Origin of the sequence: Enterocloster citroniae, assembly GCF_040545455.1 — a bacterium.
Classification (GTDB): domain Bacteria; phylum Bacillota; class Clostridia; order Lachnospirales; family Lachnospiraceae; genus Enterocloster; species Enterocloster citroniae.
In genome coordinates this window covers 58,576-82,422 of sequence record NZ_JBEPLZ010000008.1, presented here as the reverse complement: position 1 = coordinate 82,422, position 23,847 = coordinate 58,576, and the positions used below count along the sequence as shown (strand labels likewise).

Annotated in this window: 26 protein-coding genes; 16 read left to right on the top strand and 10 right to left on the bottom strand. The window is 48.9% G+C overall.

The window, feature by feature from the left end; genetic code table 11:
• Positions 1 to 51 precede the first annotated feature (51 nt).
• Positions 52 to 2,700, top strand: a complete 2,649-nt coding sequence (locus tag ABID13_RS12840) for a ComEC/Rec2 family competence protein (RefSeq protein WP_048930754.1) — start codon at positions 52 to 54, stop codon at positions 2,698 to 2,700.
• Between the two features lie 15 nt (positions 2,701 to 2,715).
• Here the strand turns inward: ABID13_RS12840 and ABID13_RS12835 are convergent, their stop codons facing one another.
• Complete coding sequence (locus tag ABID13_RS12835) at positions 2,716 to 3,195, bottom strand: low molecular weight protein-tyrosine-phosphatase (protein ID WP_048930753.1); 480 nt, start codon at positions 3,193 to 3,195, stop codon at positions 2,716 to 2,718.
• A 170-nt stretch (positions 3,196 to 3,365) separates the two neighbouring features.
• Between ABID13_RS12835 and ABID13_RS12830 the strand changes: the two genes are divergently transcribed.
• From ABID13_RS12830 to ABID13_RS12810, 5 genes are all read left to right on the top strand, one after another.
• Positions 3,366 to 3,443 carry a putative holin-like toxin gene (locus ABID13_RS12830; RefSeq protein ID WP_227126363.1) on the top strand — a complete coding sequence of 26 codons (78 nt, stop codon included), beginning with the start codon at positions 3,366 to 3,368 and terminating at the stop codon, positions 3,441 to 3,443.
• A gap of 299 nt (positions 3,444 to 3,742) precedes the next feature.
• On the top strand, positions 3,743 to 3,940 hold the full coding sequence (locus tag ABID13_RS12825) for a putative holin-like toxin (RefSeq protein ID WP_082082632.1): 198 nt from the start codon (positions 3,743 to 3,745) through the stop codon (positions 3,938 to 3,940).
• Positions 3,941 to 4,572: 632 nt separating this feature from the next.
• Entirely contained in the window at positions 4,573 to 5,550 is a 978-nt protein-coding gene (gene holA / locus ABID13_RS12820) for a DNA polymerase III subunit delta (RefSeq protein WP_045093112.1), read from the top strand.
• 20 nt (positions 5,551 to 5,570) lie between these two features.
• A complete protein-coding gene (locus ABID13_RS12815) occupies positions 5,571 to 6,143 on the top strand; it encodes a TIGR01440 family protein (protein ID WP_007870273.1) in 573 nt (190 codons plus the stop codon).
• Positions 6,144 to 6,176: 33 nt separating this feature from the next.
• Positions 6,177 to 6,761 (top strand): cytidylate kinase-like family protein, encoded by a 585-nt coding sequence (locus ABID13_RS12810; RefSeq protein WP_007870270.1) that lies wholly within the window; start codon positions 6,177 to 6,179, stop codon positions 6,759 to 6,761.
• 75 nt (positions 6,762 to 6,836) lie between these two features.
• Here ABID13_RS12810 and ABID13_RS12805 read toward each other — a convergent pair whose 3' ends face one another.
• From ABID13_RS12805 to ABID13_RS12795, 3 genes are read right to left on the bottom strand one after another with little or no spacing between them, the layout of a single operon-like run.
• Positions 6,837 to 7,592: a hypothetical protein gene (locus ABID13_RS12805; RefSeq protein WP_048930752.1), complete on the bottom strand. Its 756-nt coding sequence runs from the start codon at positions 7,590 to 7,592 to the stop codon at positions 6,837 to 6,839.
• Positions 7,585 to 8,883, bottom strand: a complete 1,299-nt coding sequence (locus ABID13_RS12800) for a glutathionylspermidine synthase family protein (protein WP_242849288.1) — start codon at positions 8,881 to 8,883, stop codon at positions 7,585 to 7,587. The genes ABID13_RS12805 and ABID13_RS12800 overlap by 8 nt, the downstream gene beginning before the upstream one ends.
• Positions 8,880 to 9,752 (bottom strand): hypothetical protein, encoded by an 873-nt coding sequence (locus tag ABID13_RS12795; protein WP_048930751.1) that lies wholly within the window; start codon positions 9,750 to 9,752, stop codon positions 8,880 to 8,882. The genes ABID13_RS12800 and ABID13_RS12795 overlap by 4 nt, the downstream gene beginning before the upstream one ends.
• Before the next feature lie 220 nt (positions 9,753 to 9,972).
• Here ABID13_RS12795 and ABID13_RS12790 point away from each other — a divergent pair, with 220 nt between their 5' ends.
• The 7 genes from ABID13_RS12790 to ABID13_RS12760 all read left to right on the top strand — a co-directional run bounded on the left by ABID13_RS12790 (position 9,973) and on the right by ABID13_RS12760 (position 16,811).
• The gene (locus ABID13_RS12790) at positions 9,973 to 10,962 is read left to right on the top strand and encodes a LacI family DNA-binding transcriptional regulator (RefSeq protein WP_007870254.1); all 990 of its coding nucleotides are present in this window, start codon (positions 9,973 to 9,975) and stop codon (positions 10,960 to 10,962) included.
• Between the two features lie 196 nt (positions 10,963 to 11,158).
• Entirely contained in the window at positions 11,159 to 12,226 is a 1,068-nt protein-coding gene (locus tag ABID13_RS12785; protein WP_048930750.1) for an ABC transporter substrate-binding protein, read from the top strand.
• A 1-nt stretch (position 12,227) separates the two neighbouring features.
• Positions 12,228 to 13,013: an ABC transporter permease gene (locus ABID13_RS12780; protein ID WP_007870248.1), complete on the top strand. Its 786-nt coding sequence runs from the start codon at positions 12,228 to 12,230 to the stop codon at positions 13,011 to 13,013.
• Complete coding sequence (locus ABID13_RS12775; protein ID WP_007870238.1) at positions 13,010 to 13,789, top strand: ABC transporter permease; 780 nt, start codon at positions 13,010 to 13,012, stop codon at positions 13,787 to 13,789. The genes ABID13_RS12780 and ABID13_RS12775 overlap by 4 nt, the downstream gene beginning before the upstream one ends.
• Positions 13,790 to 14,548: an ABC transporter ATP-binding protein gene (locus tag ABID13_RS12770; protein ID WP_048930749.1), complete on the top strand. Its 759-nt coding sequence runs from the start codon at positions 13,790 to 13,792 to the stop codon at positions 14,546 to 14,548. It begins immediately after the preceding gene.
• 3 nt (positions 14,549 to 14,551) lie between these two features.
• Entirely contained in the window at positions 14,552 to 15,298 is a 747-nt protein-coding gene (locus tag ABID13_RS12765) for an ABC transporter ATP-binding protein (RefSeq protein WP_007870231.1), read from the top strand.
• A 4-nt stretch (positions 15,299 to 15,302) separates the two neighbouring features.
• Entirely contained in the window at positions 15,303 to 16,811 is a 1,509-nt protein-coding gene (locus ABID13_RS12760; RefSeq protein WP_007870220.1) for a sulfatase family protein, read from the top strand.
• Positions 16,812 to 16,929: 118 nt separating this feature from the next.
• On the opposite strand, the gene ABID13_RS12755 is transcribed toward ABID13_RS12760, so the two are convergent.
• The 4 genes from ABID13_RS12755 to ABID13_RS12740 form a co-directional block, all read right to left on the bottom strand.
• The gene (locus ABID13_RS12755) at positions 16,930 to 17,076 is read right to left on the bottom strand and encodes a hypothetical protein (RefSeq protein ID WP_156200164.1); all 147 of its coding nucleotides are present in this window, start codon (positions 17,074 to 17,076) and stop codon (positions 16,930 to 16,932) included.
• Positions 17,077 to 17,152: 76 nt separating this feature from the next.
• Positions 17,153 to 17,305 (bottom strand): hypothetical protein, encoded by a 153-nt coding sequence (locus ABID13_RS12750; protein WP_007870218.1) that lies wholly within the window; start codon positions 17,303 to 17,305, stop codon positions 17,153 to 17,155.
• A 91-nt stretch (positions 17,306 to 17,396) separates the two neighbouring features.
• The gene (locus tag ABID13_RS12745; RefSeq protein ID WP_242849294.1) at positions 17,397 to 17,504 is read right to left on the bottom strand and encodes a helix-turn-helix domain-containing protein; all 108 of its coding nucleotides are present in this window, start codon (positions 17,502 to 17,504) and stop codon (positions 17,397 to 17,399) included.
• The gene (locus ABID13_RS12740) at positions 17,474 to 18,610 is read right to left on the bottom strand and encodes a helix-turn-helix transcriptional regulator (protein WP_242849287.1); all 1,137 of its coding nucleotides are present in this window, start codon (positions 18,608 to 18,610) and stop codon (positions 17,474 to 17,476) included. The genes ABID13_RS12745 and ABID13_RS12740 overlap by 31 nt, the downstream gene beginning before the upstream one ends.
• Positions 18,611 to 18,829: 219 nt before the next feature.
• Between ABID13_RS12740 and ABID13_RS12735 the strand changes: the two genes are divergently transcribed.
• Genes ABID13_RS12735 through ABID13_RS12725 form a run of 3 tightly spaced genes read left to right on the top strand, consistent with a single transcriptional unit; the run spans position 18,830 to position 22,835 of the window.
• Positions 18,830 to 19,684, top strand: a complete 855-nt coding sequence (locus ABID13_RS12735; protein WP_048930748.1) for an HAD family hydrolase — start codon at positions 18,830 to 18,832, stop codon at positions 19,682 to 19,684.
• 17 nt (positions 19,685 to 19,701) lie between these two features.
• Positions 19,702 to 21,411 (top strand): glycoside hydrolase family 3 protein, encoded by a 1,710-nt coding sequence (locus ABID13_RS12730; protein WP_048930747.1) that lies wholly within the window; start codon positions 19,702 to 19,704, stop codon positions 21,409 to 21,411.
• A 23-nt stretch (positions 21,412 to 21,434) separates the two neighbouring features.
• Positions 21,435 to 22,835: an MFS transporter gene (locus ABID13_RS12725; protein WP_048930812.1), complete on the top strand. Its 1,401-nt coding sequence runs from the start codon at positions 21,435 to 21,437 to the stop codon at positions 22,833 to 22,835.
• 104 nt (positions 22,836 to 22,939) lie between these two features.
• Here the strand turns inward: ABID13_RS12725 and rpsT are convergent, their stop codons facing one another.
• Positions 22,940 to 23,203, bottom strand: coding sequence for a 30S ribosomal protein S20 (gene rpsT, locus ABID13_RS12720; protein WP_007870206.1), 264 nt, complete (start codon positions 23,201 to 23,203; stop codon positions 22,940 to 22,942).
• Positions 23,204 to 23,354: 151 nt separating this feature from the next.
• Positions 23,355 to 23,777 carry a hypothetical protein gene (locus ABID13_RS12715; RefSeq protein ID WP_007870203.1) on the bottom strand — a complete coding sequence of 141 codons (423 nt, stop codon included), beginning with the start codon at positions 23,775 to 23,777 and terminating at the stop codon, positions 23,355 to 23,357.
• Positions 23,778 to 23,847 lie beyond the last annotated feature (70 nt).

Here is a 23,847-nt window from a genome sequence, read left to right as displayed (position 1 = left end):
GAGAAAAGGGAAAACAGAAAATCAAAGGAAGGATCAATAGGAAAACAGAATATGAAAAGACCGCTTATTGTATTAGCAGTTGGTTTCGTACTTGGAGAGGTGCTGGCCCTGCAGGATCATGAAGCGGTATTCCGGGCAGCTCTGTGGTGGACTTGTGCCGCTGCGGGGGTGGCGGGAGTGTGGATGTACGGGATTTTAAGAAAAAATCCCTGTGACAATGATCCGGGTAATAATATGCAGGGCAGGAGTGCTGGTAAAAGGGCGCTTCTGCTCTGTTTGGTTTTACTGTTTTTAGGGGGAACAGCTGGATTTGGACGGGGAAAATGGGAGCGGAGCCGCCTTGATCAGGAGGCTGCTGCGGCCGGAGAATTAGCAGGGGTGAGGCTTACCCTTCGCGGACGTATCATATGGATGGAACACGGGGATGGAACGGTTACCATGATGATGGAAGACGTACGGGCGAGAGCGGGAAACAGGGCGGAGGAATTGGACCGGGTGATTGTTTATATGGATGAGGCAGGGCTGGGGATTTCCAAGGAGGACTCCGGAATACATGCGTCATCGGGAACGCAGCCGGAACTGGAAACGCAGCCGGAACTGGAAACGCAGCCGCTTCCCGGCATGACAGTGGAACTTAAGGGAAAGCTGGATGTTATGGAGAAGCCCAGGAATCCAGGGGAATTTGATTTTCAATCCTATTACCGCTCCAAAGGAACTGTGTGCAGAATGTTTGGAGAAAAGCTGGAAGTAATAGAGGCGGATTTTGTGCCTTACCAGGTATTTCTTTTGAAGTTTAAGACTAGATGTGCCAATATTTTGGATACAATCTGCACTCCCGAGGACAGTGCCATATTTAAAGCTGTTCTGCTGGGGGATACATCGGGGATGGAGCCGGAGGTCAGGACCATGTATCAGCGCCATGGCATCTCTCACCTGCTGGCGGTCAGCGGCCAGCATCTTGCAATTATTGGGGGCGGGATCTATCTTCTGATACGGAGGATTGGCCTGGGGTTTGGAAAGGCCGGAGCCCTATCCGCTGTCCTGGTCATAAGTTATGGTATATTGACAGGAAGTTCAGGCTCTGCTGTAAGGGCTGTTATTATGATCCTGTGTCTGTGGCTGGCCGCAAAGGAAGGGAGAAGCTATGACACCCTGTCCGCACTGGGACTTGCAGCATTGCTGCTGCTTTGGAAATCACCTTATCTCCTGTACCAAAGCGGATTCCAACTGTCTTTTGGCGCGGTGCTGTCCATTGGCGGCCTTGGAAATTGTCTAAAAACAGGATTTGATGTAAAACAGGGATATGAGAATACGATACTGATCAGTCTGTGTGTACAGATCGTACTTACGCCTGTGGTATTATATCACTATTATCAGCATCCGCTATATGGTATTTTTCTGAATCTTTTGGTGATACCTCTCATTGCGGTGCTTATGTATTCCGGCCTGTTGGGAATTATGCTGGGGAGTGTCTGGCTGACTGGGGGGATGGCGGCAGTGGGAGCAGGCCATTATGTGCTCAGCCTGTATGAATGGTTATGCAGGCAGGTGGAACAACTTCCGGGATATTGTCTGGTAATGGGGAGGCCCTCCTGGGGCCAGCTTGGGCTTTACAGTACAGGCATGGCGGTGGGGTTACATGTGCTAATCGTATGGAAACAGCGGAACATGAGGGCCATGCGGCAAAAAAAGGGAGAAAAGTATCCAAAAGAGAGGGGAGAGCAACAAAAAGGGAGAGTAGAGCAGCAAAGGGCCATGTGGTCAAAAGAAAAACGAGTTAAAGATGAGCATATTTTTGTGAACAGGATATGGTCAGCGCCCTGGTTCTTTCTGGTTATGTCCGGCGGTCTGTATGGGCTGTGTTTTTTGCTTTTATTCCCACGTCATGTGAAGGGGCTGGAAGTGACTGTGATGGATGTGGGACAGGGGGATGGGATACTGATGCGAACTGGAAATTACACAGTTCTCATAGACGGAGGAAGCAGCAGTGATAAAAGTCTGGGGAACAGGACCATGGAACCCTGTCTGAAAAGCATGGGGGTTACAATGATTGATTTTGCAGTGGTAAGCCATGGGGACAATGACCATATAAGCGGGATTTTATACCTATTGGAGGAATCCCGGGATATCAAGGTGAGAAATCTGATCCTGCCGTCCCCGGGAAAGGGACAGGAGGTGTATGAACGGCTGGAGCAGGCAGCTGAGTTGGGAGGAGGAAGAGTCCATTATATGGGGCCGGGAGAACAGATACAGGCCGGGAATCTGAGGATGACCTGCCTGTATGCAGGAGGGAAGTATGTAAAGGCGGATGACCGCAACGCCCATTCATTGGTTGTCTGCGCTGACTATGGGGATTTCCACATGTTGTTTACCGGGGATATGGGAACGGAGCAGGAGCGAGGGCTTTTGGAGGCGGCACGAGTGGGCGGAAGCCTGCAGCAGGAACATTTAAGTCATGTTCAGGTGCTGAAAACCGCCCACCATGGTTCCGGCACATCCACGGGAGAGGAGTTTTTAGAGTATCTCAGCCCGGGGCTTGCTGTTATCTCATATGGCAGGGGTAATTCCTATGGACATCCTTCAAAGGAAGTGATTGACCGCATGAAAAACCGCCGTATTCCTGTTATGGAAACAGGAATCGGCGGCGCGGTCATATTATGGACAGATGGAAAAGAACTGATTTGCAGTTATTTTCCATAGCAGCAGGCCGCGGCATTACCTGGTGCGTCCAATCAGCTCTAGCAGAGCGTTGCATCCGGCGGTGATGTCCTGCCATGTGGTTTCAAAGTCACCTGTGTACCAAGGATCAGCCACATCCCTGTCATTTCCGGTAAATCCCATAAGTTTATAAATCTTGTGGTCCGGGTCCCCGCCGGTGATGCGGTTCATATTGCGGATATTCCAGTCATCCATGCCTATAAGATAGTCGTAAGTTTCATAATCCTGGCGTGTCATCTGCTTGGCGTGATGGCCCTGGCAGCTGATACCGGCCTGTCGGAGTTTCTCACGGGTACCATGATGGACTCCGTTGCCAATCTCCTCAGTGGATGTGGCTGCGGAGTCAAGATAGAACATATCCTCCAGTCCTTTCTTGCGGACCAGGTCTTTGAAATAGTACAGAGCCATGGGGCTTCTGCAGATACTGCCGTGGCAGACGAAAAGTATCTTAATGTTATTATTAAATTGCTTAGCCATATACTATATCTCCGTTACTTTTTGATAGCTAAAGTCTACTATAAGTTCATGCTTTGAACAAGTATTTCTTTTTTATTCTTCTATTTACAGCCTGTTTCCCATCTTGTATAATTGGTACAGGCAGTTCCTACTGCTGGGTGACTTCCATCTCCGAAAGGGGGTGGTATAACATGAGTACATATGAGACACTTTCTTTGATGATTGCGTTTGGGGTACTTATCGTTATGATTATAGGTACAAAAAAATAGTCACCCGCCTACCAGAGCAAATGTGACTATTTTTTAGTTATTATACTTTGGAAGCCACTCACTGGAGTGAACTGCCTTTTTTGTACCTTAATTATAAGCCGATTTCAGCTCATCTGTCAATCATGATTTTTTAGTGCTTCTATTGCATTTTCTTTTCATATACATTCAACCCTATTGGAACGCCTCGGAGCATATTGCCGTGGCAAACGAAAAGGATATTGATAATGCCTTTGTTTTGGTTAGTCATTCTTGTATCTCCATTTAAATTTGATAGGTAAAGTTTACTATAAAATCAAAGAATGGACAAGGGCGAGATTTTTCTTAAAACACCCTTTACATCCGGTTTATCATTTAATATACTTTATGTAGGCAGTTCCTACTGCTGGGTGACTTCCATCTCCGAAAGGGGGTGGTATAGCATGAGTACATATGAGACACTTTCTTTAATGATTGCGTTTGGAGTACTTGTTGTTATGATTATAGGTACAAAAAAATAGTCACCCGCCTACCAAGCCTAGTGACTATTTTTAATTAGATTATAAACTTGGAAGCCACTCACTGGAGTGAACTGCCTTTTTTGTACCTTTATTATAAGCCATTTTCGGTTCGCCTGTCAATCATAATTTTTCAGTGTTTCTCTTGCATTTTTCCTTGCATATATTCAACTATTTAATCTTATTGGAATGCCTCGGAGCATATTGCCGTGGCAAACGAAAAGGATATTGATGGTGCCTTTGTTTTGGTTAGTCATTCTTATATCTCCATCTAAATTTAATAGGTAAAGTTTACTATAAAATCAAAGAATGGACAAGGGAGAGATTTTTCTTAAAACACCTTTTACATCCGGTTTACCATTTTATATACTTTATATAGGCAGTTCCTACTGCCGGGTGGCTTCCATCTCCGAAAGGGGGTGGTATGACATGAGCACATAAGAGACACTTTTGCTAATGATTGCGTTTGGATCCCTCCCGTCCCCTAACCCTGTTACATACTGGCAGATTCCATGCCCTGCAGTGTCCTGCCACTTTCCGTGCGGCCAGTCCTTAAGCTTTGTTTCCGGGTGCTTAGTGACAAAATTACCCGTCCATGTTATACTTAATACAGAATATGGAAGGACGACCCGCATATGCAGACATTGAACCAGGACATAAAGGATCATAGTTTTAAACCGGTGTATCTTTTGTTCGGCGAAGAAGCATTTTTAAAAAAGAGTTTTAAAAACCGTTTAAAGGATGCCATCACGGACGGGGATACCATGAATTATAACTATTATGAGGGAAAGGGCATGAATGTGAATGAGATCATCAGCCTTTCCGATACCATGCCGTTTTTTGCAGAAAAGCGTCTGATCCTCATGGAGGACAGCGGATTCTTCAAAGGCGGGCAGGGAGCTGAGGACATGACTCAATATATGGAGCGGATCCCTGAAAGCACATGTCTCATTTTTGTGGAATCAGAAGTAGATAAGCGGAGCAAACTATATAAGGCAGTGAAAAAGCACGGCTATGCCGCTGAACTATCCCATCAGGATGCAGGACAGCTGGCAAGATGGGCAGCCGGTATTTTGTCTAAGAACGGAAAAAAGATCACTGGTCGGACCATGGAATTTTTCCTCAGTAAGACAGGGGATGACATGGAGAACATAAGTTCAGAACTGGAAAAGCTGATCAGCTATACGCTGGGCAGGGATGTGATCACGGATGAGGATGTGGAGATCATCTGCACAACCCAGGTGACTAACAAGATATTTGATATGATCACAGCCATAGCGGGCAGGCAGACCAGGAAGGCCATGGATCTGTACGAGGATCTGTTGACCCTGAAGGAGCCGCCTATGCGCATACTTTTTCTTATTGCAAGGCAGTTTAATCAGATCCTGCAGGTGAAGGAACTGATGGGGAAGGGTTTGGAGAAGGGCGCCATAGCGTCAAAGCTTAAACTGCAGCCCTTTGTGGCCGGGAAGATCATGATGCAGGCCAAGACATTTTCACGGGAACAGATCTTATCCTATGTGAACCTCTGCGTGGACGCGGAGGAAGGGGTAAAGACAGGTAAGCTTCAGGACAGGCTTGCCGTGGAGCTTTTAATAACAAATCAATATTAATATAAAAAGGAATGAAGGCGATGGATGTGATGGAATCAATTGAGTTGGAGGACATTAAGAATCAGGTAAAGCAGGTGCTGGGGGAACTTCTTGAGGTGGCTCGCTTAAAGCCAGGACAGATTCTGGTGGTGGGATGCTCATCCAGTGAGATAGACAGCTTTAAAATTGGCTCCCACTCTAACGGTGATATTGGAATGGCTGTTTTTTCAGCGTTGAATGAGGAACTTAAGCCCCTTGGAATATTCCTGGCAGCCCAGTGCTGTGAACACCTCAACCGTGCACTGATCCTGGAGGAGGAAGCAGCGGAGCACTACGGATATGAAACGGTGAACGTGGTGCCCCAGCTGAAGGCAGGCGGCTCCTTTGCGACAGCAGCATACGCGGTATTGGAGCATCCCGTGGCAGTGGAGCATATTAAGGCACATGCGGGGATTGATATAGGAGACACTCTTATTGGGATGCATTTGAGGGATGTGGCCGTGCCTGTGCGCATCCAGACAAAGGAGATCGGCAGTGCCCATGTAGTGTGTGCCAGGACCAGGCCTAAGTTTATTGGCGGTGTCAGGGCGCATTATGATGAGGAACATATGTAGCACCAACTAATAAAGCAGGAGGAGGTACTGTTTATGAACAGAGCAATTACGATCAGCCGCCAATATGGCAGCGGGGGACGTGAGCTGGGGGAAAAGCTGGCAATGAAGCTGGGGATTCCCTTCTATGACAAGGAATTGATCGCCATGATCGCCAAAGAGGGCAACATTGAACCATCTATATTGGAGGCAAATGATGAGGTGGAGCCGGATTTGGACAATTATTCCACCCGCCTTATTGAGCCGGAATACCAGATCGCCATGACCCAGCGCATTTATGCGGTACAGGAAACAGTCATTAAATCACTGGCGGAAAAGGGCTCCTGTGTAATCGTTGGACGCTGCGCTGACGCCATACTGCCACATGCTGTGAACATTTTCGTGTTTGCAGATATGGAGAGCAGGATCAAGAGGATCATGTCACTGAACCCGGAACTTTCCAGAGATGAGGCCAGAGGCGGAATCAATATTGTGGACAGAAGGCGTAAGGCTTACCACGAGTATTATTCCCCCATTGAATGGGGAAAGATGGAGGCATATGATATCTGCCTTAACAGCGGGCTGATCGGAGTGGACGGATGCCTGGATGCAGCTCTGGCATACATAAATCATGTTAAATAAAATGTTTAAGAATCCCGGATCATCTGCGATCCGGGATTCTTTTGCACATATGAAGTTCTGTTATGGCAGAGAATATCATCCAATGCCATAATGGCGGCCACCGGAGGTTTGCGTAGGTTCCGGAACCGTTCCGCCGAATCCGCCGGCTGCATTTCTGGTCAGACCCAGCGTGGCGAGAAAACGATACAGGAAACTTTCAAAATGGGAAGGCCGTACGACTGTCAGCTCTTTTGGCATATTGTTATCACCGACCTGATAGATCCGGATTCCGCTCTTCTGATAGCGCAGGAGTATGTGGGCCAGATCATTTTGTATCTTATTGGCTCGGACATAGATGGAGCCGATACCGTGGGATGCCAGAAAATCAGCCGAGGGCGCATCCTGGGGGAAGACACACCAGCGGTTATCATATCTGCCCGGCTGACGGGCAGGACCCTTGTCCCGTGCCGCTCTATAACGGCGTTTACGGCGCAGGCGAAGGGACCATGGCCGTGGATGTAACACCGGTGGCAAAAGCCCTGTACCAAGGCGCGGATTACCTCCGCGGTCTGCGTATCCGTGAGGATGCTCCTCCCGTGTTTCTTTTGGACGCAGCCAGGATGAAGGACCCATCCGTGCCAGGGCAAGCCCTTCCAGTACGCTTCTTTTTCCCGGCAGATCCACAAACAGAGCAGTTCTGCCGTCCGAATAGGGGGCCCATTTAACACCGGGGATGGTCAGTTCCTGGGGACTTCCATGCATAGCCTGGGAGAACAGCACCGGTTTGGCCCATTGGGTCCACAGGGCATTGTCCGGCGCCCAGATCCGGTATGTACTGTAATTGTCATTCATTGGTTCGATCCTCCTTTTCCACCAGAAGGGGAATGTCCTTTGCCCTGGCGTCAATGCGGGGATAGGAGCTGATGCGCCCATAGAAACCCGCTGCTTTTCCATCCACTGTAAACACTCCCACACAGAGATGGAAACTTTCTCCATCCTCTCCTGCAACCGGTTTGCTTTGAAACCGCTTTTGCATGACCCAGTCTTTGGGGTGCCGGCGCACATCCCTTTGGATCTGCCGGTATTCTTTTGGCGTCAATGCCTCCCGGATGGAGATACCTTCCCCCACACGGCCCAGAGCCGGCTTATAGATCCAGTCGTCCCCCGGGTCCCCGGACCCGGGAATGCGGATTTCAGGAGCACGGGTTTCAGGAAGCAACGACTTCCAGGCGGGCAGCTTAATCCCCAGTTCATCCCATATAAGAGGCAGCCGCTTGGACTGGGCAAAAATAGCGATGGGATGATTGCAGGACGGTGTCTGAGTACGGTAATAACCGCTCCAGTCCGTCCCTCTGGAAAGATTGGGAAGCCATTCCAGCGGATAGAAGCGTACTATCCCGCCCACAGGTCCTTCCTTACCCTGAATCAGACTCATGGCACGATCCTCCTTCCAGACCAGATGGTCGGGAGCGGCATATAGGGAGCGGTATCCATTTTGTTCAAAATAATCTCCTAAAAACTGCATGACCTGACGGTCATCCGCGTAGGAGGTGGCATGGACAAAGGCAATCCTTGCTCCTGGCTGGGTCCTTTTTTGAAATGCCTCCAGCAGGCTGTGGGCCACATGACCGCGGGGTTCATGTCGGGGAAAATACTGCTGTGCGATCCGCGGAAGCACAGACGCTTCCGCTAATCCTCCAGGAACATCGCTGTTGACTTCTGACACCGACCAGCCCTCAGTGGTGGGATGAAAGTCAAAACGCATCAGCCGTATATGTTTTTCCCGGGAATAGTTGTCTATTTTGGGAATAGCCTTTTTTATTTTTGAGGGAAATCCCAGTTTTTTCACTAAATCGGTCCGGCCAGCCATGGCCTGCTCCATCGCCATGGTCTCTGCGGACAGCTGTTCCGCCCAATGTTCCAGCCGGCCGGCCGTCTGCTTGTCAAGTAGGACCACATGTTCGGCCACTGTGTTGTGGTCTTCCACCTGAGGATCCCATTTGTATGCCCGGAAAATTGCCTCGTAGCGGTAATCCGAATACTGCTCCGAAGGGATACGGGCCAACACCGCTCCGCGCACAGGAATGCCCGCTCCGTTCACAGGAATGCCCGCCCCGCGCACAGGAACACCCGCCCCGCTCACAGGAACACCCGGCCGGATACACGTTCAGATATCCGGTGAAAAAATAAAAGCACAATTGATGCATAAGACAGGTAAACACATCCCAATAGAATGGACGGAAGCAGATCCACCCGCGGGCCGTCATCCACAAGGGAATGGGAAGGCTGTATGTAAAACCATTCTGCCAGAAGAAAAAACAGCATGAGGGGGAGGACCGGCCATCCAATGGTGAATTCCAGGAGCGTAGCTTGGACGGAGGTCCAGTCTCCTCCGGACGCATAGGCCAGTATCATGCTGCTGGCGGTCAGATACGCCCCGAAACGGATGCCGCTTCCCATATCACGGTCCACGCTGACACGCTCAGATATACGGACTGAGACATTAATCAGCAGTGCCAGTCCAAGCCAGGCTACTAACCCCAGACCTGCAGCAAACAGAACAACCCACCAGCCGGGGCCATCACCTGTGTTGGCTCCCGCATAGATAAGGGTTATGCCCACAAATCCTCCGGCTGCCGGGAAGACCGCCGCCTTGTTATCCAGGTAGACCGCATCAAAGGGCCAGGACAGATCCAGGCACTCCAGCATATAAACTCCGCCTCTGAGCCACGCATACCCCATTACAATATAAAACACAACCCAAATTCCAACCACATCATAGGAGGCCATGGTAAGAAGAACAAAGAGAATGATCACAAAGGAGATTGGGGGCAGACAGCCCAAAATCCAGCGTCCCGTCTTCCCGCGTTCAGGCGGCCAGGACTCCACCAGAGGTATATACCACTTATATAAAAAACTGCACATAACGTATACACAGCCAAAAAACAAAAATACCTCTGTTTCATACCAATAGGATGCGGCTGCGGCAATCCCAAAGACCAGTATATCCATAACAGAACCTCCTGATAAATGTGATGCAATAATAGCCCATGTCTATAGAAATAACTGTAATAATATTACACTAGATTGCTGCGGACTGCAATAAGATGTGGATATAATTAACAAAGCAATATTTTTTAATAAAATATACTCCATGTATTGACACGAGTCAACACTTGGGCTATACTGTGCTTATAATAAACGGAACAAAAGTATGGGATGGGAGAATAGGATGGCATCAAGAAAAGACGTGGCAAGAGAGGCCGGAGTATCGGCGGCAAGCGTCTCTTATTATATTAATAACAATGGGTATGTCAGTGCGGAGGCCAGAAAGCGCATCCAGGAGGCTATAGAAAAGCTGAATTACAGTCCGAACCAGATTGCACGAAGCTTAAAGATCAAAGACAGCAAGCAGTTTGTGTTTCTGTGTAATGAGATACGAAATCCTTTCTATGCACAGCTGGTTTATCGCGCAACCAATGCTGCCTATGAAAAGGGATATTTTATCTTATTCAGCAATGTAATTGATGATGATGAGTATTTAAAACGGATCTGCAGTTATCAGATCAGCGGTCTGTTTGCATCCAACAATAAAATTAAGAAAGAGAATCTGGAGGCAATTGTAAAGCAGGGGATTCCGGTTGTGGTTTTGCGTGATGTGGCGTGGAGTGATCTGGACCAGCGTATTATGCAGATTAAGATTGATTACAGCAATATTTTTCATGAAATTGCAGTCCATTTGGAAAAGGGCGGCTATAGGAATGTCCACTACATATCAGGTGCAAAATCAGGAAAACCTGATGAGGTGGATGAAAAGACCAGAAACTACCGGAATGCGGTGGGCAGGGAGCGAAGCGGAGACATAACCTATAATATTACAGACACGAAAGAAGCGTTCCAGTTCGTGGCAGATACCTATTCCAAGGAGGATTGCCCTGACGCCTTTGTGTGTTCCAATGACGCGGTTGCCATTGGTGTTGTGAAAGGCGTTACACAGCTGGGGCTTCGCATCCCGGAGGATGTGGGAGTGGTTGGATTTGATAATACATTTCAATCACGCTTTTGTGTCCCTGGATTGACATCCGCGGAGATTTCCGCAGAGAAGATTGGTGATATAGCCATATCCATGTTAATCGAAAAGTCAAAAGGACAGAAAGTTGAGGATTATCAGATCGTCCCGAAGCTGATTATTCGGGAGTCCAGCAGCAGGAATGATTTATGAGGGAAATGCCGGGAAAGAAAGGAGGGGATTTGATGTGTGCTGCTCTATGGACAGAGATGGGAACATCTGTGGCAGTGAAATAAAAAAGAGCAGCATTGTGCCCGGTATTGACTCGTGTCAACAAAACATGGGGTTATAGATAGAGCAAAAATAAAAATGAAAAACTTTTTAAATTACTTATGTATAGGAGGGAATCATGATAAGACGTATTTTGAAGAAAACGGCAGCAGTTGCAGTGGTATCAATGATGGTTTGTTCCATGTTTACAGGATGCGGCAAAAATGGGGAGACAAAAGATACGGGGGTGAAAACCGTTCGGGCAGGAGCGATGCCTTACTATTTGAGCGTGCCGTTACAGGTTATCAAGGATGAGAAGCTGGATCAGAAATACGGGTATCAGCTTGAAATTATCGACTTCCCGTCAGGGGGACCCATGGCGGAGGCGTTGGGCGCAGGAGAGTGGGACATTGGCCCCATCGGTGCAGGAGGAATGATCGCAATTCCCAATTACAACGCCAAGCTGATCGCTGATGTGGAGTATGAGATGGATGGAGCCTGGATATTTGCACGTTCGGACAGCGAGATCGCAAAGGCAGGAAAGAACCTGACCGACTATCCGGAGTTGATAGGGAGTGCGGATTCCATAGGCGGTGCTACCATACTGGGAACCGTGGGAAATATATCACATTACATGGCCATTGATTATGTATCTAAATACGGCTTGAGCATAGATGATGTAAATTTCCTAAATATGGAAACCAGTAATGTCTATACTGCCTTTGTTTCCGGACAGGGAGATCTGGCATGTATGGGATCACCCTCTGCAGGGCTGAAGCTTATGGAGGAAGGATATGTTCTGGTTGGCGGATTAAGGCAGCAGGGGAATCCGCAGCAGGATTCCATACTGGTAAGCGAGGATTTCTATAAAGACAATTACGATACCTGTGTGAATTTTATGGCATCCTGGCTGGAAGCAGCAGCCAAGTTAAACTCGGATCAGGAGTATGAGGAGACAATGGTTACAAAGTTTTATACAGAGCATGGGCGCAGTGATTTCTCTGAAAAGGATGTCAAGGATGAGTGCGGATGGAATACATACATGGATGCATCCAATATCAAGGACAAAGAAACCGGCGCATGGATGCAGGGACTGATCCAGTGTTATGTTGAGGCAGGGGCAATGGAAGAAAATGTACTGGACGCCCTGAAGCAGAACACGACCGCAGATGTTGTTGAGGATGCATTAAAAAAGCTGGAGAAGTAGGATGAGAGAGAAAAATACTAAATGGAAATATTATGTAATATCGGGTGTGTCCATTCTCGTCTTTTTGCTGGTATGGTATCTGATTTCAGATGTTTTTCATGTATTCCGCCACAATATGCTGCCAGGGCCGGGCAAAATCGTCCAGTCATTTTTTGTAAAGCTGACCTCTAAGGTTCCGGATGGCAATACCCTTTTGGGGCATATAAAGGCCAGCCTGATCGTAGTGGTGATCGGCTACCTGATTGGGGTGGCGGCCGGACTGCCCACAGGGATTTTTATGGCATGGTATAAGCCGGTGGACTATGTGGTCAGGCCCATCTTTGATTTTTTAAGGACCATCCCCGGGGTTGCGTGGATCCCTGTGGTTACGGTCTGGCTGGGGATTGGATTAAAGGCAAAGGCGGCAATTATATTTGTCAATGTGTTTGTGGGAACTGTGGTCAATGTTTACTCTGGAATCAAGCAGACAAACGAAGTCCATATATGGGTGGCCCAGATCTTTGGAGCGGGAAAAAGTGAAATTCTGTGGAAGGTTGCCATACCATCTGCACTGCCCTATATTTTTACCGGATTGAAAGTTTCCCTGAGCATGGCATGGCTGGGAATTGTGGCAGCTGAGCTTCTGGCATCCCAGAGCGGACTTGGTTATATGATCCAAGTGGCGAGAAGCCTGGGCAGACCTGACCTTGTAATTGTGGGAATGCTGACCATCGGCCTGATCGGTGCGCTTCTCACAGTTGCCTTGGAGCTGTTGGAAAAGATATTGGTTAAAGGTAAAAAGCGATGAAGAATAGAGAAAGTGTTCAAAAATTAGTCTGGGGCACAGGAAGCCTGGCCGCCCTGTTTGGTCTGTGGTATGTCCTATCATGTACAGCGTCCTTTGGCAGGCTGATGCCAAGCCCTGTGGAAGTGATACAGTTCATCGGTCAGGGCCTGGTGACTCCCATTGGGAGGCAGGCATTGGGACAGCATATCCTTTGGAGCCTGTCAAGGGTTATGGTAGGATATGTGGCAGCGGCTGTCTGCGGAATCCTGCTTGGTTTCTGTGCTTCCTGGTTTAAAGTGGGGGAGGCTGTTATCAAGCCGTTCTACCTCTTACTGCGCTCCATTCCTTCGATTGCATGGATTCCCCTGGCGATCCTTTGGCTGGGGATCGGGGAGAGATCCAAGTACTTTATTATTTTTATCACAGCAGTGATGATCATTATGACAAACGTCATGGATGGCGTAAAAGCTGTAGACCCGGACCTTTTGGGTGCGGCAAGGATGCTGGGCACAAAAGAGAATCAGCTGTTTATCCATATTGTCCTTCCCAGCGCGGTTCCCCAGATCTTTAATGGGCTCCAGGTCGCACTGGGGTCCGCATGGGCAGCCGTGCTGGCAGCGGAGATGGTGCGCTCCTCCGAGGGGGTGGGGTGGATCATCCTAGCCGGACAGAGTTCCATGAACATGGTGCAGATATTTGCCGGTATTGTGGTGATTGGTCTGATCGGCCTGTTTCTGGCCTCTGTCATGCGTTTTGCCGAGTCTAAGCTATGTGCCTGGAATGTGAGGGGGAAGTAGATGGGAACGCTTATAGAAGTGAAGAATCTAACAAAAACATTCCATCAGACCAAGGAGGGAGAGGGAAACCAGGTCCTGAAGGATGTGAACTTCAGTGTGGATGAAAACGAATTTGTTGTAGTCTTCGGGCCGGGGCAATGTGGGAAGACCACATTGCTGAATATTATAGCAGGTTTAGAGGAAGCTTCCTCGGGGGAGGTATACATCCGGGGAAAAAAGGCCGAAAAACCGGGACCGGACCGTGCCATGGTATTTCAGAACATCCTGTTGTTTCCCTGGCTGACCGTGATGGGAAATGTGGAATACAGCATGAAGGTGCGCGGTGCGGATAAAAAGGAACGGCGGGCAGAAGCGCAGAAATATATCGATCTGGTAGGGTTGAATGGATTTGAGACCGTATACCCGGTCAGAATATCAGGCGGGATGAAACAACGTGTGGGGATTGCCAGGGCATACTGTACCAAACCGGATGTGATGCTGATGGATGAACCTTTTGGCGCCCTTGATGCACAGACCAGATATTTGATGCAGGATGAGGTAATACGGATCAGGAATACGGAAAAGCGGACTGTGATCTTTGTTACAAATAATATTGAAGAGGCTCTGTATCTGGCGGATCGGATCATTGTAATGACAACCTGTCCTTCTACTGTATTGGCAGATATAAGAATCCAGCTGCCAAGGCCCAGAAATTATGTGGACCCTGAGTTTTTAAAGCTGAGAAAAGAGATCAGCGCAATGGTAAACAGGAAGAGGTAGGATATGGGGAAAGAAAATATAAAGGTGCAGGCTAGGAACCTGACCAAATGTTTTGGCGACCTGAAAGTATTGGACCATATATCGTTCGATGTCAGGCAAGGGGAATTCTTGTGTATTGTGGGGCCGACTGGATGCGGAAAGACCACGTTCCTAAACTGCCTGACTAAAATTTATGATATAACGGACGGAGAGATTCTGGTAGATGGAGCGCCTATTGATTGCAGGAAGAACAACATTTCTTATATTTTACAGGAAAGCTCGGCTATGGAATGGCTTACGGTTGAGGAGAATATCCGGTTTGGCCTGCAGATCAAACGGGTGCCGCAAACGCTTTTGAAGGAGCGGGTGGAAGAAATGCTGGAAATAGTAGGACTTACGGAATACCGGCATTACTATCCAAGACAGCTGTCCATCAGCATGCTCCAGCGCACGGTTATTGCCCGGGCATTTGCGACTTATCCGGAACTGCTGTTGATGGATGAGCCCTATGGGCAGCTGGACCTGGACCTGCGCTTTAAGCTGGAAGATGAATTGCTGAAGCTTTGGCAGAAAACAAAAACAACTGTAATTTTTATTACCCATAATGTGGAGGAAGCGGTTTATCTGGGGGAACGCATCATGGTTCTCACCAATAAGCCAACCGGGGTCAAGCAGATTTTGGACTGTCATCTGGAGAGGCCAAGAGATGTGGCAGACCGGGAATTTGTAAAAATCCGAAATGAAGTAACAGATTTAATACGTTGGTGGTGAAAAAGTGAAAGAAAGACCAAATATCATTGTATTTATGACGGATCAGCAGAATGCGGATACCATAAAGAAAGAACATCAGGCCATAACACCGAATATAGAGGCATTTTGCGAAAAGGCAGTGGTGTTTGAGGAGGCATTTTGTGTGTCGCCCCATTGCTGTCCCTCAAGAGCTTCCTTTTTTTCCGGGTTATATCCCTCACAACATGGGGTTTGGAATAATGTAGAGATTGACAATGCCTTATCCCGCGGACTATATGATGGGGTAGAACTGTTTCCGGAGGTGCTGTGCAGGGCCGGATACCGTACTTATTTTTCGGGGAAATGGCATGTCAGCGCCTATGAGGGCCCCAAGGACCGGGGCTTTGAACATGTTTTAAATGAGTATGTTTCCAATTACGGAAGGTTCCGGCCGGAAAACAGACCAAGAAGCAATGACTGGGAGCGTGTTTACCAATCAGTACAAAACATTGATCTGTCAGGAAAAAAAGAGGGTTTTGGACAGATCAGCCGGGAGGGGTATCCCATATATTATCAATTTGGAGAAGACCAGGACCCCTTTGGGGACCGGATCACGGTGCAAAAGGCTTGTGATGTCATACGCGACTATGACAAAGCCGATCCCTTTTTCATGTACGTGGGAGTTACAGGACCCCATGATCCCTATTGTCCGCCAAAGGAGTACATCCAACTGTATGAGGGGGTTGATATGAAACTTCCGGAAAGCTTTGACGATCCCATGGAGGATAAGCCGGCGCTCTATCGAAGGACGCGCCGGCGGTTTGATCTGACCCTGGAGGAAGAAAAGGAAAGTATGCGCCGGTATCTTGCATTTGTCAGCTTTGAGGATGCCATGTTCGGCCGTTTGCTCCAGGCAGTGGAGGAAAAAGGAATTTTTCAGGATACGTATATCATATATCTGACTGACCATGGGGATTATCTGGGAGCCCACGGATTGTGGGCAAAAGGCCTCCCATGTTTCAGGGAAGCATACCACATCTGTGCAGCGATCGGAGGCGGAGGCATGTTGGGCCATAAAAGCGTGAAGGAGCTGGTATCCATTACAGATTTCGCCCCCACCATCCTGGAACTGGCAGGCGTGAAGGAGGCGCTTCCAACAGCAGGCCGGTCGCTGTGCCCCTTCCTGAACGAGGAAATCCCCGGGGAGTGGAGGAGAGAGATCTACACCCAGACAAACGGAAACGAACTATACGGGATACAGCGGGCTGTGTGGGATCAGAAATGGAAATATGTATTTAACGGATTTGACGAGGATGAACTGTATGATCTGGAGCAGGATCCATGGGAACTGCATAATGTGATCAATGAGAAAGAGCATCAGGGCATTGTAAAGAGCATGTGCAGGAAAATGTGGCAGTTTGCCAGAACCACGAAGGACGCCTGTACATGTCCCTATATTATGGTAAGCCTGGCCCCATACGGACCGGGAATCATCTGGGAAGACGGCGAACCAAAAGCGGAAAAGAGCCGTGAAAGGCAGGTGCAGGAAAAATAGCGCCCAAAAGACAGAACTAAAACAAGCCGAACAAAGAAAAACATAACCAAGAAAATCTGGATCCAGAAAACAGGACCGGCTCCCCAGGGGGATATCCGGTCCTGTTTTTTCCGTGGATTTAATTACCTCCAGGACCATCCCGTCTTGGCCGGGATGATTCAGGGAGCGGCTCCACATAGGAGCAGCCGTCTTTTTTTACCTTGTCCGTATCATGGGAGCAATCCCTGTCTGTCTTGTTGGTCAAATGTTCTGTTTTGTCCATCATGCCACCTCCTGTTGATGTACGCGCCGGCCAACTGCCTGTCTGCAAAAAGCAGTCAGAAAGCAATTACAGGCGCGTTTTAAGAGCCGCCTTCTTTCACGATCGTTTCCAGAACCTGGATCAGATCCTGCAGCGTTTCCAGATGCACATTGCGCTCCAAGATATCATTTTTCAGGTCCACGGAAAGGGTTTCAAATTTCTCCCGAATCTTCGGGGACACATAAGATGCCATTCCAATCACCTCGCTATGAGCACTTAGGGACCGTCTTTTGGTCCCTTACGTGCGATGCATGTTAACTTCCTTAATATTATGCAACGCGCCCTTAATCTTTATGCATCTGATTCCTGTACTGCTTTGGCGAAATCCCATGGATCCTTTTGAATATTTTAATAAAATAATTTACGTCCGTATACCCGCATCCATTGGCCACCACATGGATGGGCAGTGTGGTGGAGTTGAGAAGCTGCAGGGAATGGCGTATTCGGTCAGATTAGATCCGGTTTCCTTTTTGAACAGGCTGGACAGATAGGATTTGGTCACATGGCACATGTCTGCGAAAAAGGCCAGGGTCAGTGGTTCAGCATAGTGGAAATCCGTGTATGTAATGCAGCGTTGCACGATCTGGGAATAGTTCTTCATGGAATGGTTCCTCACCAGCAGGCAGTATTTGTGCACCATATCATTGTCAATGGAATCCAGTTCGCTCATGGAGCGCGCCTGGTTGATGCGGATGGCAAAGCGGGTGGACAGGTCGTCAATGTAGACCGGGTGTACGTGGCCTTTTTGCACGGATTTCCGGCACAGGGTGTTAAAAATGATCATCATGTTCTTGCGGTTGATCAGTGCGTTTTCCGTGCGCGGGGTGATACGGTAGGTTTTAAACAGGCTGTAATACCGCCCCGCTTTATCCTGATCCCCGCAGGTGATGGCATCTAACATGGTTTCCTCCACCTCATAGCGCTCTTCGATGCTGCTCATGGCAATGGAAGGGCGCTCATTCAGCGTCAGGGAACCCGGGGAGGTCTCAAAGGAAAGCCCGCCCTCCTCCGGAATGAGCCGCAGGATGTGGTTTCTGGCGAAGAGATTGTCCGCAATGGTCAGCAGCGTGGACTCCAGGGCCTTCAGGTCTGAGGGCACAGGGACATTGTTGTAAAATGCCTGCAGTTCCCGCAGCAGGTTCTCCGGCAGCTTCTTGTCCGCCATGATACGCCGGATATCCGTAAGGGAGGGCGGCGTCTCCATAACAGGTCCCATGAGCATGATCACATCCTGAAGGACAGGGGAAATGGATGCCTGGCCAATGCGCAGGATGTAAATGGTCAGGGAAAAATCATCCACCATCTTAACGATCTCTGCCTCACGGCAGTTCTGCTGGATAAAGTATTCCAGACCTCTGTAATCGTAATCCGAGTAAAGCTTACACCGAAGTTCCATGTCAGCCTTGTACAGGTTGGAAAAGTCAGGTTCAACCTGCAGGCAGTTCATGTGATGGGCCTGGATAATCTGGGAAAACAGGGTGAGAACATCCGTATTCATGAAAGATTCCTTTCTTAACATAAGATGAATGTAACAGTCCATATCGGATGTCCTGAACAGTTACAAATTAATACTATAATATTGCGATTATTTAGGAAAATTTTCTACTAATAATTAGTATACCAAAAAATAGTACTATTTTAAAGCAATATCCTCTCTTTTTTCTTTTGTGGTTTTGGGCTAGATTAAAACCATGAAAGGGAAAAGGAGGCAGCATATATGGAATATGTGGAAGACGGTCCATTTACAGGCTTTCAGAAAAAGAAGGATCATCTGGTCTGTATCGATTCGGACGGATGTGCCATGGATACCATGGATATCAAGCATTTCAGGTGCTTTGGTCCGTGCATGGTAAAGGAGTGGGCGCTGGAAAAACGGGAAAGGGAAGTTCTGGACCTGTGGAATAAGGTCAATCTTTATTCCATGACAAGGGGAACGAACCGGTTTAAAGCCCTGGCCCTGGTTTTGGAGACGGTGGATCATCTGTACTTGGAGATTCCAAAGATTTCGGACCTGACTGCCTGGGCCGGAGAGACAGATGAGCTGTCAAACAGCGCTTTGGAGAGACAGGTACGATCCTCAGGCAGCATTTGCCTGAAAAAGGCACTCCACTGGTCGGAGACAGTGAACCGGGAGATCAAACAGCTTCCCAAAACAGACATGCTTCCCTTTCCCGGAGTCAGGGAAGGGATTGCGCTGATCCACCAGTATGCGGATATTGCCATTGTATCGTCTGCCAATCAGGATGCGGTGAAGGAGGAATGGGGGAGGCACGGGCTGTTGGAGCATGTGGATATTCTGCTGGCCCAGAATGCAGGGTCTAAATCATCCTGTATCAGGAAGCTGCTGGAATACGGGTATAAAAGGGAACATGTGATGATGGTGGGGGATGCGCCGGGGGACCGGCTGGCGGCGGAAGAGAACCGCATACATTTTTATCCGATCCTTGTGGCCCATGAGTATGAGAGCTGGAGGGGCATTGCAGATGCCGTGAAACAGCTGGCGGAGGATGATTTCACGGATCTGTGGCAGGATCAGCTGACAGATGAATTTGAGAAGAACTTACAGGCGTAAAGAGAAGGGAGAATAAAATGGTAGATCTGAGACAGAAACCGTATAATCTGAGTGAGGAACAGGTGCAGTGGGTGGAGGAAACCATCCGCTCCATGAGCCTGGAGGAGAAAATAGGACAATTATTCGTGAACATGGTGGCCAATGAGGAGGAGCGCAGGCCGGAAAATATAAAAAAGGTTTTGGATACATATCACCCGGGGGCTATCCGGTATCATAATGCTTCCAAGGAAGAACTGTGGGAGATGGCAAAGAATCTACAGGATGCCTCCAGGATCCCCCTTCTTATAGCGTCCAATTGCGAGATGGGAGGAAACGGCGGCGTCAATGAGGGGACCATGCTGGCCAATGGGGCTGCTATGGCTGCCATGGACAGCGAGGATGCCGTGTATGAGGTGGCTTCCATCAGTGCAAAGGAGAGCGCGGCCGTGGGATGCAACTGGAACTTTGCTCCCGTGGTGGATCTGACGTATAATTGGAGAAATACCATTGTCCAGCTCCGGGCCTTTAACGACAAGCCGGATGATGTGATACGATACGCCGCCGCCTTTTTCAGGGGCATGAGGACCCAGAACTTTGCCACCTGCATGAAGCATTTCCCCGGGGACGGCACGGAGGAAAATGACCAGCACCTGATCATGGGCATCAATGATATGAGCGTGGAGGAATGGGATAAGAGCTTTGGACGCGTATATAAGGCGCTGATCGATGAGGGATGCATGACCATCATGGCAGGGCACATTGCCCTTCCGGCTTATTCCAGAAAGCTTTGTCCCGGTATCAGGGACGAGGATATCCGTCCGGCCACTTTAGCACCGGAACTGATCACCGGACTGCCAAAGGGACAGCTTGGCTTTAACGGCCTGGTGGTCACGGATGCCTCCCACATGATCGGCATGTTCGGCTCTTCTGTTTCCAGAAGGGAACAGGTTCCCGGGGCCATTGCAGCCGGATGTGACATGTTCCTGTTCTTTAATGACAGGGATGAAGACTTTGGATATATGATGGAAGGGTATAAAAACGGCACCATCACCCAGGAGCGCTTAAACGATGCACTTCACCGGATCCTTGGCGTCAAGGCCGCCCTGAATCTTCATGTGCACAAGAGAGAAGGGACCCTGGTTCCTCCAAGGGAGAACCTTTGGGTGGTGGGGTGTAAGGAACACCATCAGACCGCAGCCGCTTTGGCTGACCGTTATATCACCCTGGTTAAGGACAGGCGCTCCTACCTTCCCATGACAACGGAAAAATACAGACGTCTGAAGCTGGTCTATATCGGCTCTGAGGCCACTGTGATAGCAGGAACCAAATTTAAGAGTAATGACCAGGAGATCATAGGGGATATTGTGAGCCAGCTTGAGTCCCGGGGATTTGAGGTGGACGCTGTGGTGGAGCAGAAAAAGGGCAGGATGGAAGAATTTAAAGCCAGGTATGACGCAGTCCTTCTGGTGCTCAACGTACAGGGGTTTGCCCAGTTCAACACCATGCGCATCAAATGGGATGAGCCGGCCAAACAGCCATGGTACATGTCCGAACTTCCCACCTTTGTACTGTCCCTGAGCCTTACCAACAACCTGATCGATGTGCCCATGGCCCGCTGCTATATTAACGCGTATATGCCAAGCCATGAGGCCTTTGAGGCAGCCCTGTCCAAGATGATGGGAAAGAGCAAATTCATGGGACGATTGAATGACAATGTTTTCTGTAATCGATGGGAAACAAGGTTTTAGAGAGAGGAAGGGACGGAGAAATGATGGACGGGAAACAGGTGAGGCCATTTGGCCTGAGAGATAAGATCGGATACTTATTTGGAGATTTCGGAAACGATTTTACATTTATATTTGCCAGTACCTTTCTCATGGTTTTTTATATGAAGGTGCTGGGAATACCGGGGGCAGCGGTGGGGACCCTGTTCCTGGCGGCCAGGGTAGTTGACGCGTTTAGGGATATCACAATGGGCCGTATTGTGGATGTGTGCAGACCCGGAAAGGACGGAAGGTTCAAGCAGTGGATCCGCCGCATGGCCGGGCCGGTGGCCATTGCCAGCTTCCTCATGTACCAGTCCTCCCTGGCCGGGGCATCCATGACGGTCAAAATCGTATACATGTATGTGACCTACCTGCTGTGGGGCAGCATCTGCTACACTGCCATCAATATCCCTTACGGTTCCATGGCGTCTGCCATCACCGATAAACCGGATGAGCGCACCGGGTTATCCACCTTCCGGGGCATTGGGGCAAACCTGGCACAGCTGGTCATTGGCGTACTGGGACCGGTCATTATCTATGCCACGGATGAGAGCGGGGCGCAGGTCATCCGCAATAACGGCCATATTTTCCCGGTTGTAGCAGCTGCATTTTCCCTGTGTGCCATTGTCTGCTATGTGATCTGTTACAAATGCACCACAGAGCGGGTGAAGATCGACAAAGATCCGGACGCTCCGAAGATCACCCTGGCAAAAACCTTTAAGACCATATTTTCCAGCCGCGCCATGCTGGGGATCATAGGGGCGGCCCTGTTCCTGATGCTGAGCCAGCTTTTGATCAGCGGTCTGAACAACTACCTGTATGCGGATTATTTTGGGGACATTAAAGCATTTTCCAGCTACACTTTTATCAATATCATGCTGTCCCTGATCCTGGCCGCCTTTGTGGGCAGCATCACAAGGCGCATGGGCAAGAAGGAAGCTGCCGTGGCGGCCACTGCGTTTACCGGCGCGGTCTACCTGGTGCTGTTCTTTTTAAAACTGACCAATCCATGGGTGTATATGATCTCTGCGGCCATCGGGTTCCTGGGTGTGAATTTCTTTAATCTGGTGATCTGGGCCAATATTACGGATGTGATCGATGATGCGGAGGTAATGACCGGCAAGCGGGAGGACGGGACCATCTATTCGGTGTATTCCTTTGCAAGAAAGGTGGGGCAGGCACTGGCAGGGGGCTTGAGCGGTTATGCCCTGGAGATGATCGGATACCAGTCGGCCGACAAGGTCCAGAGTCCCCAGGTGTTAAACGGATTGTATACTATTTCCACCCTGGTTCCCGCCCTTTTGTTTTTCTGCGTGACCATCATGCTGCTGGTGGTATATCCTCTTAACAAGAAGAAGGTGGAGGAGAATTCCCTGGTCCTCCGGGAACGCCGGGCAGGAAAGTAAGATGCAGGCAGCTGACCGTTGACAGATATAACAAAAAAACCTTTCCGGTGGGTTGAGCCGGAAAGGTTTTTGTTAACTACTAATTCGTTCGTTGTCTCTATGAATTAAGCGATGGAATTAACAGCCTTGGATAAACGGGATACCTTGCGGGAAGCAGTGTTGCTGTGATATACTCCCTTGGTACAAGCCTTATCAATCTCGGAAGTAGCAGCCAGCAGTGCAGTCTGGGCAGCAGCCTTGTCCCCAGCAGCAACAGCAGCGTCAACCTTCTTGATTGCAGTTTTAACCTTGGATCTGATCGCCTTATTTCTTGCAGCCTTAGTCTCGTTTACTAAGATTCTTTTCTTTGCAGATTTAATGTTAGCCAATGAAATACACCTCCGTTCTTTACATATAATCTTTGTGTTTTCCATCAAAGTCTGGACACGGACAGTTTAATGTAAACATACTATTGTATTCTAGCGAATCCGGGACGGAATGTCAAGACAAAAATGGAGGATTTTTGAAGAAAAACATGGATTAAAGGGGAGAACTATGGAAGTCGAACCGTTCCGGCATCTTTTCCAGCAAAAAATTGAGAAGAATGTCAAAATTATTGTCGCCGGAATAACAGCGCCCGACACATTCCTTTCCAATAAAGAAGTCCATGGAGGTCCCACGGACCCAAAAGCTCACCTCGATCCTGGTAATCTGGGAGTAACGGATTCTCACCGTGTTTCCCCAGCGCTTGTAAAATATAATCCCGCCTGAGCCTGCGATTATCCTGCGGCGTCTGTAACCTGTGATCATAAGTAGTGTGGCGATTGCCAGTACGATGCTGAGCGGCAACAGGTCATCCTGCAGACTCTTGATAGCCATCAGCACAAACATGGTAATCATAATGTATATGTAGGGATCATTGGGCGTTACATGGATTCGGTCCTTCGTACCATTCCTGTTCATGCTCATTCCTCCGTCACAGTCATTGCGCGGTTCATTTACTGTTATTTTAAAGCCGGTGCAGGAAAATGTC

What these genes read in the sequence shown, in the direction of transcription:
- ABID13_RS12840 (WP_048930754.1), top strand. Translation starts at nt 52, where the DNA reads ATGAAAAGACCGCTTATTGTATTAGCAGTTGGTTTCGTACTTGGAGAG.
- ABID13_RS12835 (WP_048930753.1), bottom strand. Translation starts at nt 3,195, where the DNA reads ATGGCTAAGCAATTTAATAATAACATTAAGATACTTTTCGTCTGCCAC.
- ABID13_RS12830 (WP_227126363.1), top strand. Translation starts at nt 3,366, where the DNA reads ATGAGTACATATGAGACACTTTCTTTGATGATTGCGTTTGGGGTACTT.
- ABID13_RS12825 (WP_082082632.1), top strand. Translation starts at nt 3,743, where the DNA reads ATGGACAAGGGCGAGATTTTTCTTAAAACACCCTTTACATCCGGTTTA.
- holA (WP_045093112.1), top strand. Translation starts at nt 4,573, where the DNA reads ATGCAGACATTGAACCAGGACATAAAGGATCATAGTTTTAAACCGGTG.
- ABID13_RS12815 (WP_007870273.1), top strand. Translation starts at nt 5,571, where the DNA reads ATGGATGTGATGGAATCAATTGAGTTGGAGGACATTAAGAATCAGGTA.
- ABID13_RS12810 (WP_007870270.1), top strand. Translation starts at nt 6,177, where the DNA reads ATGAACAGAGCAATTACGATCAGCCGCCAATATGGCAGCGGGGGACGT.
- ABID13_RS12805 (WP_048930752.1), bottom strand. Translation starts at nt 7,592, where the DNA reads ATGAATGACAATTACAGTACATACCGGATCTGGGCGCCGGACAATGCC.
- ABID13_RS12795 (WP_048930751.1), bottom strand. Translation starts at nt 9,752, where the DNA reads ATGGATATACTGGTCTTTGGGATTGCCGCAGCCGCATCCTATTGGTAT.
- ABID13_RS12790 (WP_007870254.1), top strand. Translation starts at nt 9,973, where the DNA reads ATGGCATCAAGAAAAGACGTGGCAAGAGAGGCCGGAGTATCGGCGGCA.
- ABID13_RS12785 (WP_048930750.1), top strand. Translation starts at nt 11,159, where the DNA reads ATGATAAGACGTATTTTGAAGAAAACGGCAGCAGTTGCAGTGGTATCA.
- ABID13_RS12780 (WP_007870248.1), top strand. Translation starts at nt 12,228, where the DNA reads ATGAGAGAGAAAAATACTAAATGGAAATATTATGTAATATCGGGTGTG.
- ABID13_RS12775 (WP_007870238.1), top strand. Translation starts at nt 13,010, where the DNA reads ATGAAGAATAGAGAAAGTGTTCAAAAATTAGTCTGGGGCACAGGAAGC.
- ABID13_RS12770 (WP_048930749.1), top strand. Translation starts at nt 13,790, where the DNA reads ATGGGAACGCTTATAGAAGTGAAGAATCTAACAAAAACATTCCATCAG.
- ABID13_RS12765 (WP_007870231.1), top strand. Translation starts at nt 14,552, where the DNA reads ATGGGGAAAGAAAATATAAAGGTGCAGGCTAGGAACCTGACCAAATGT.
- ABID13_RS12755 (WP_156200164.1), bottom strand. Translation starts at nt 17,076, where the DNA reads ATGATGGACAAAACAGAACATTTGACCAACAAGACAGACAGGGATTGC.
- ABID13_RS12750 (WP_007870218.1), bottom strand. Translation starts at nt 17,305, where the DNA reads ATGGCATCTTATGTGTCCCCGAAGATTCGGGAGAAATTTGAAACCCTT.
- ABID13_RS12740 (WP_242849287.1), bottom strand. Translation starts at nt 18,610, where the DNA reads ATGAATACGGATGTTCTCACCCTGTTTTCCCAGATTATCCAGGCCCAT.
- ABID13_RS12735 (WP_048930748.1), top strand. Translation starts at nt 18,830, where the DNA reads ATGGAATATGTGGAAGACGGTCCATTTACAGGCTTTCAGAAAAAGAAG.
- ABID13_RS12730 (WP_048930747.1), top strand. Translation starts at nt 19,702, where the DNA reads ATGGTAGATCTGAGACAGAAACCGTATAATCTGAGTGAGGAACAGGTG.
- ABID13_RS12725 (WP_048930812.1), top strand. Translation starts at nt 21,435, where the DNA reads ATGGACGGGAAACAGGTGAGGCCATTTGGCCTGAGAGATAAGATCGGA.
- ABID13_RS12715 (WP_007870203.1), bottom strand. Translation starts at nt 23,777, where the DNA reads ATGAACAGGAATGGTACGAAGGACCGAATCCATGTAACGCCCAATGAT.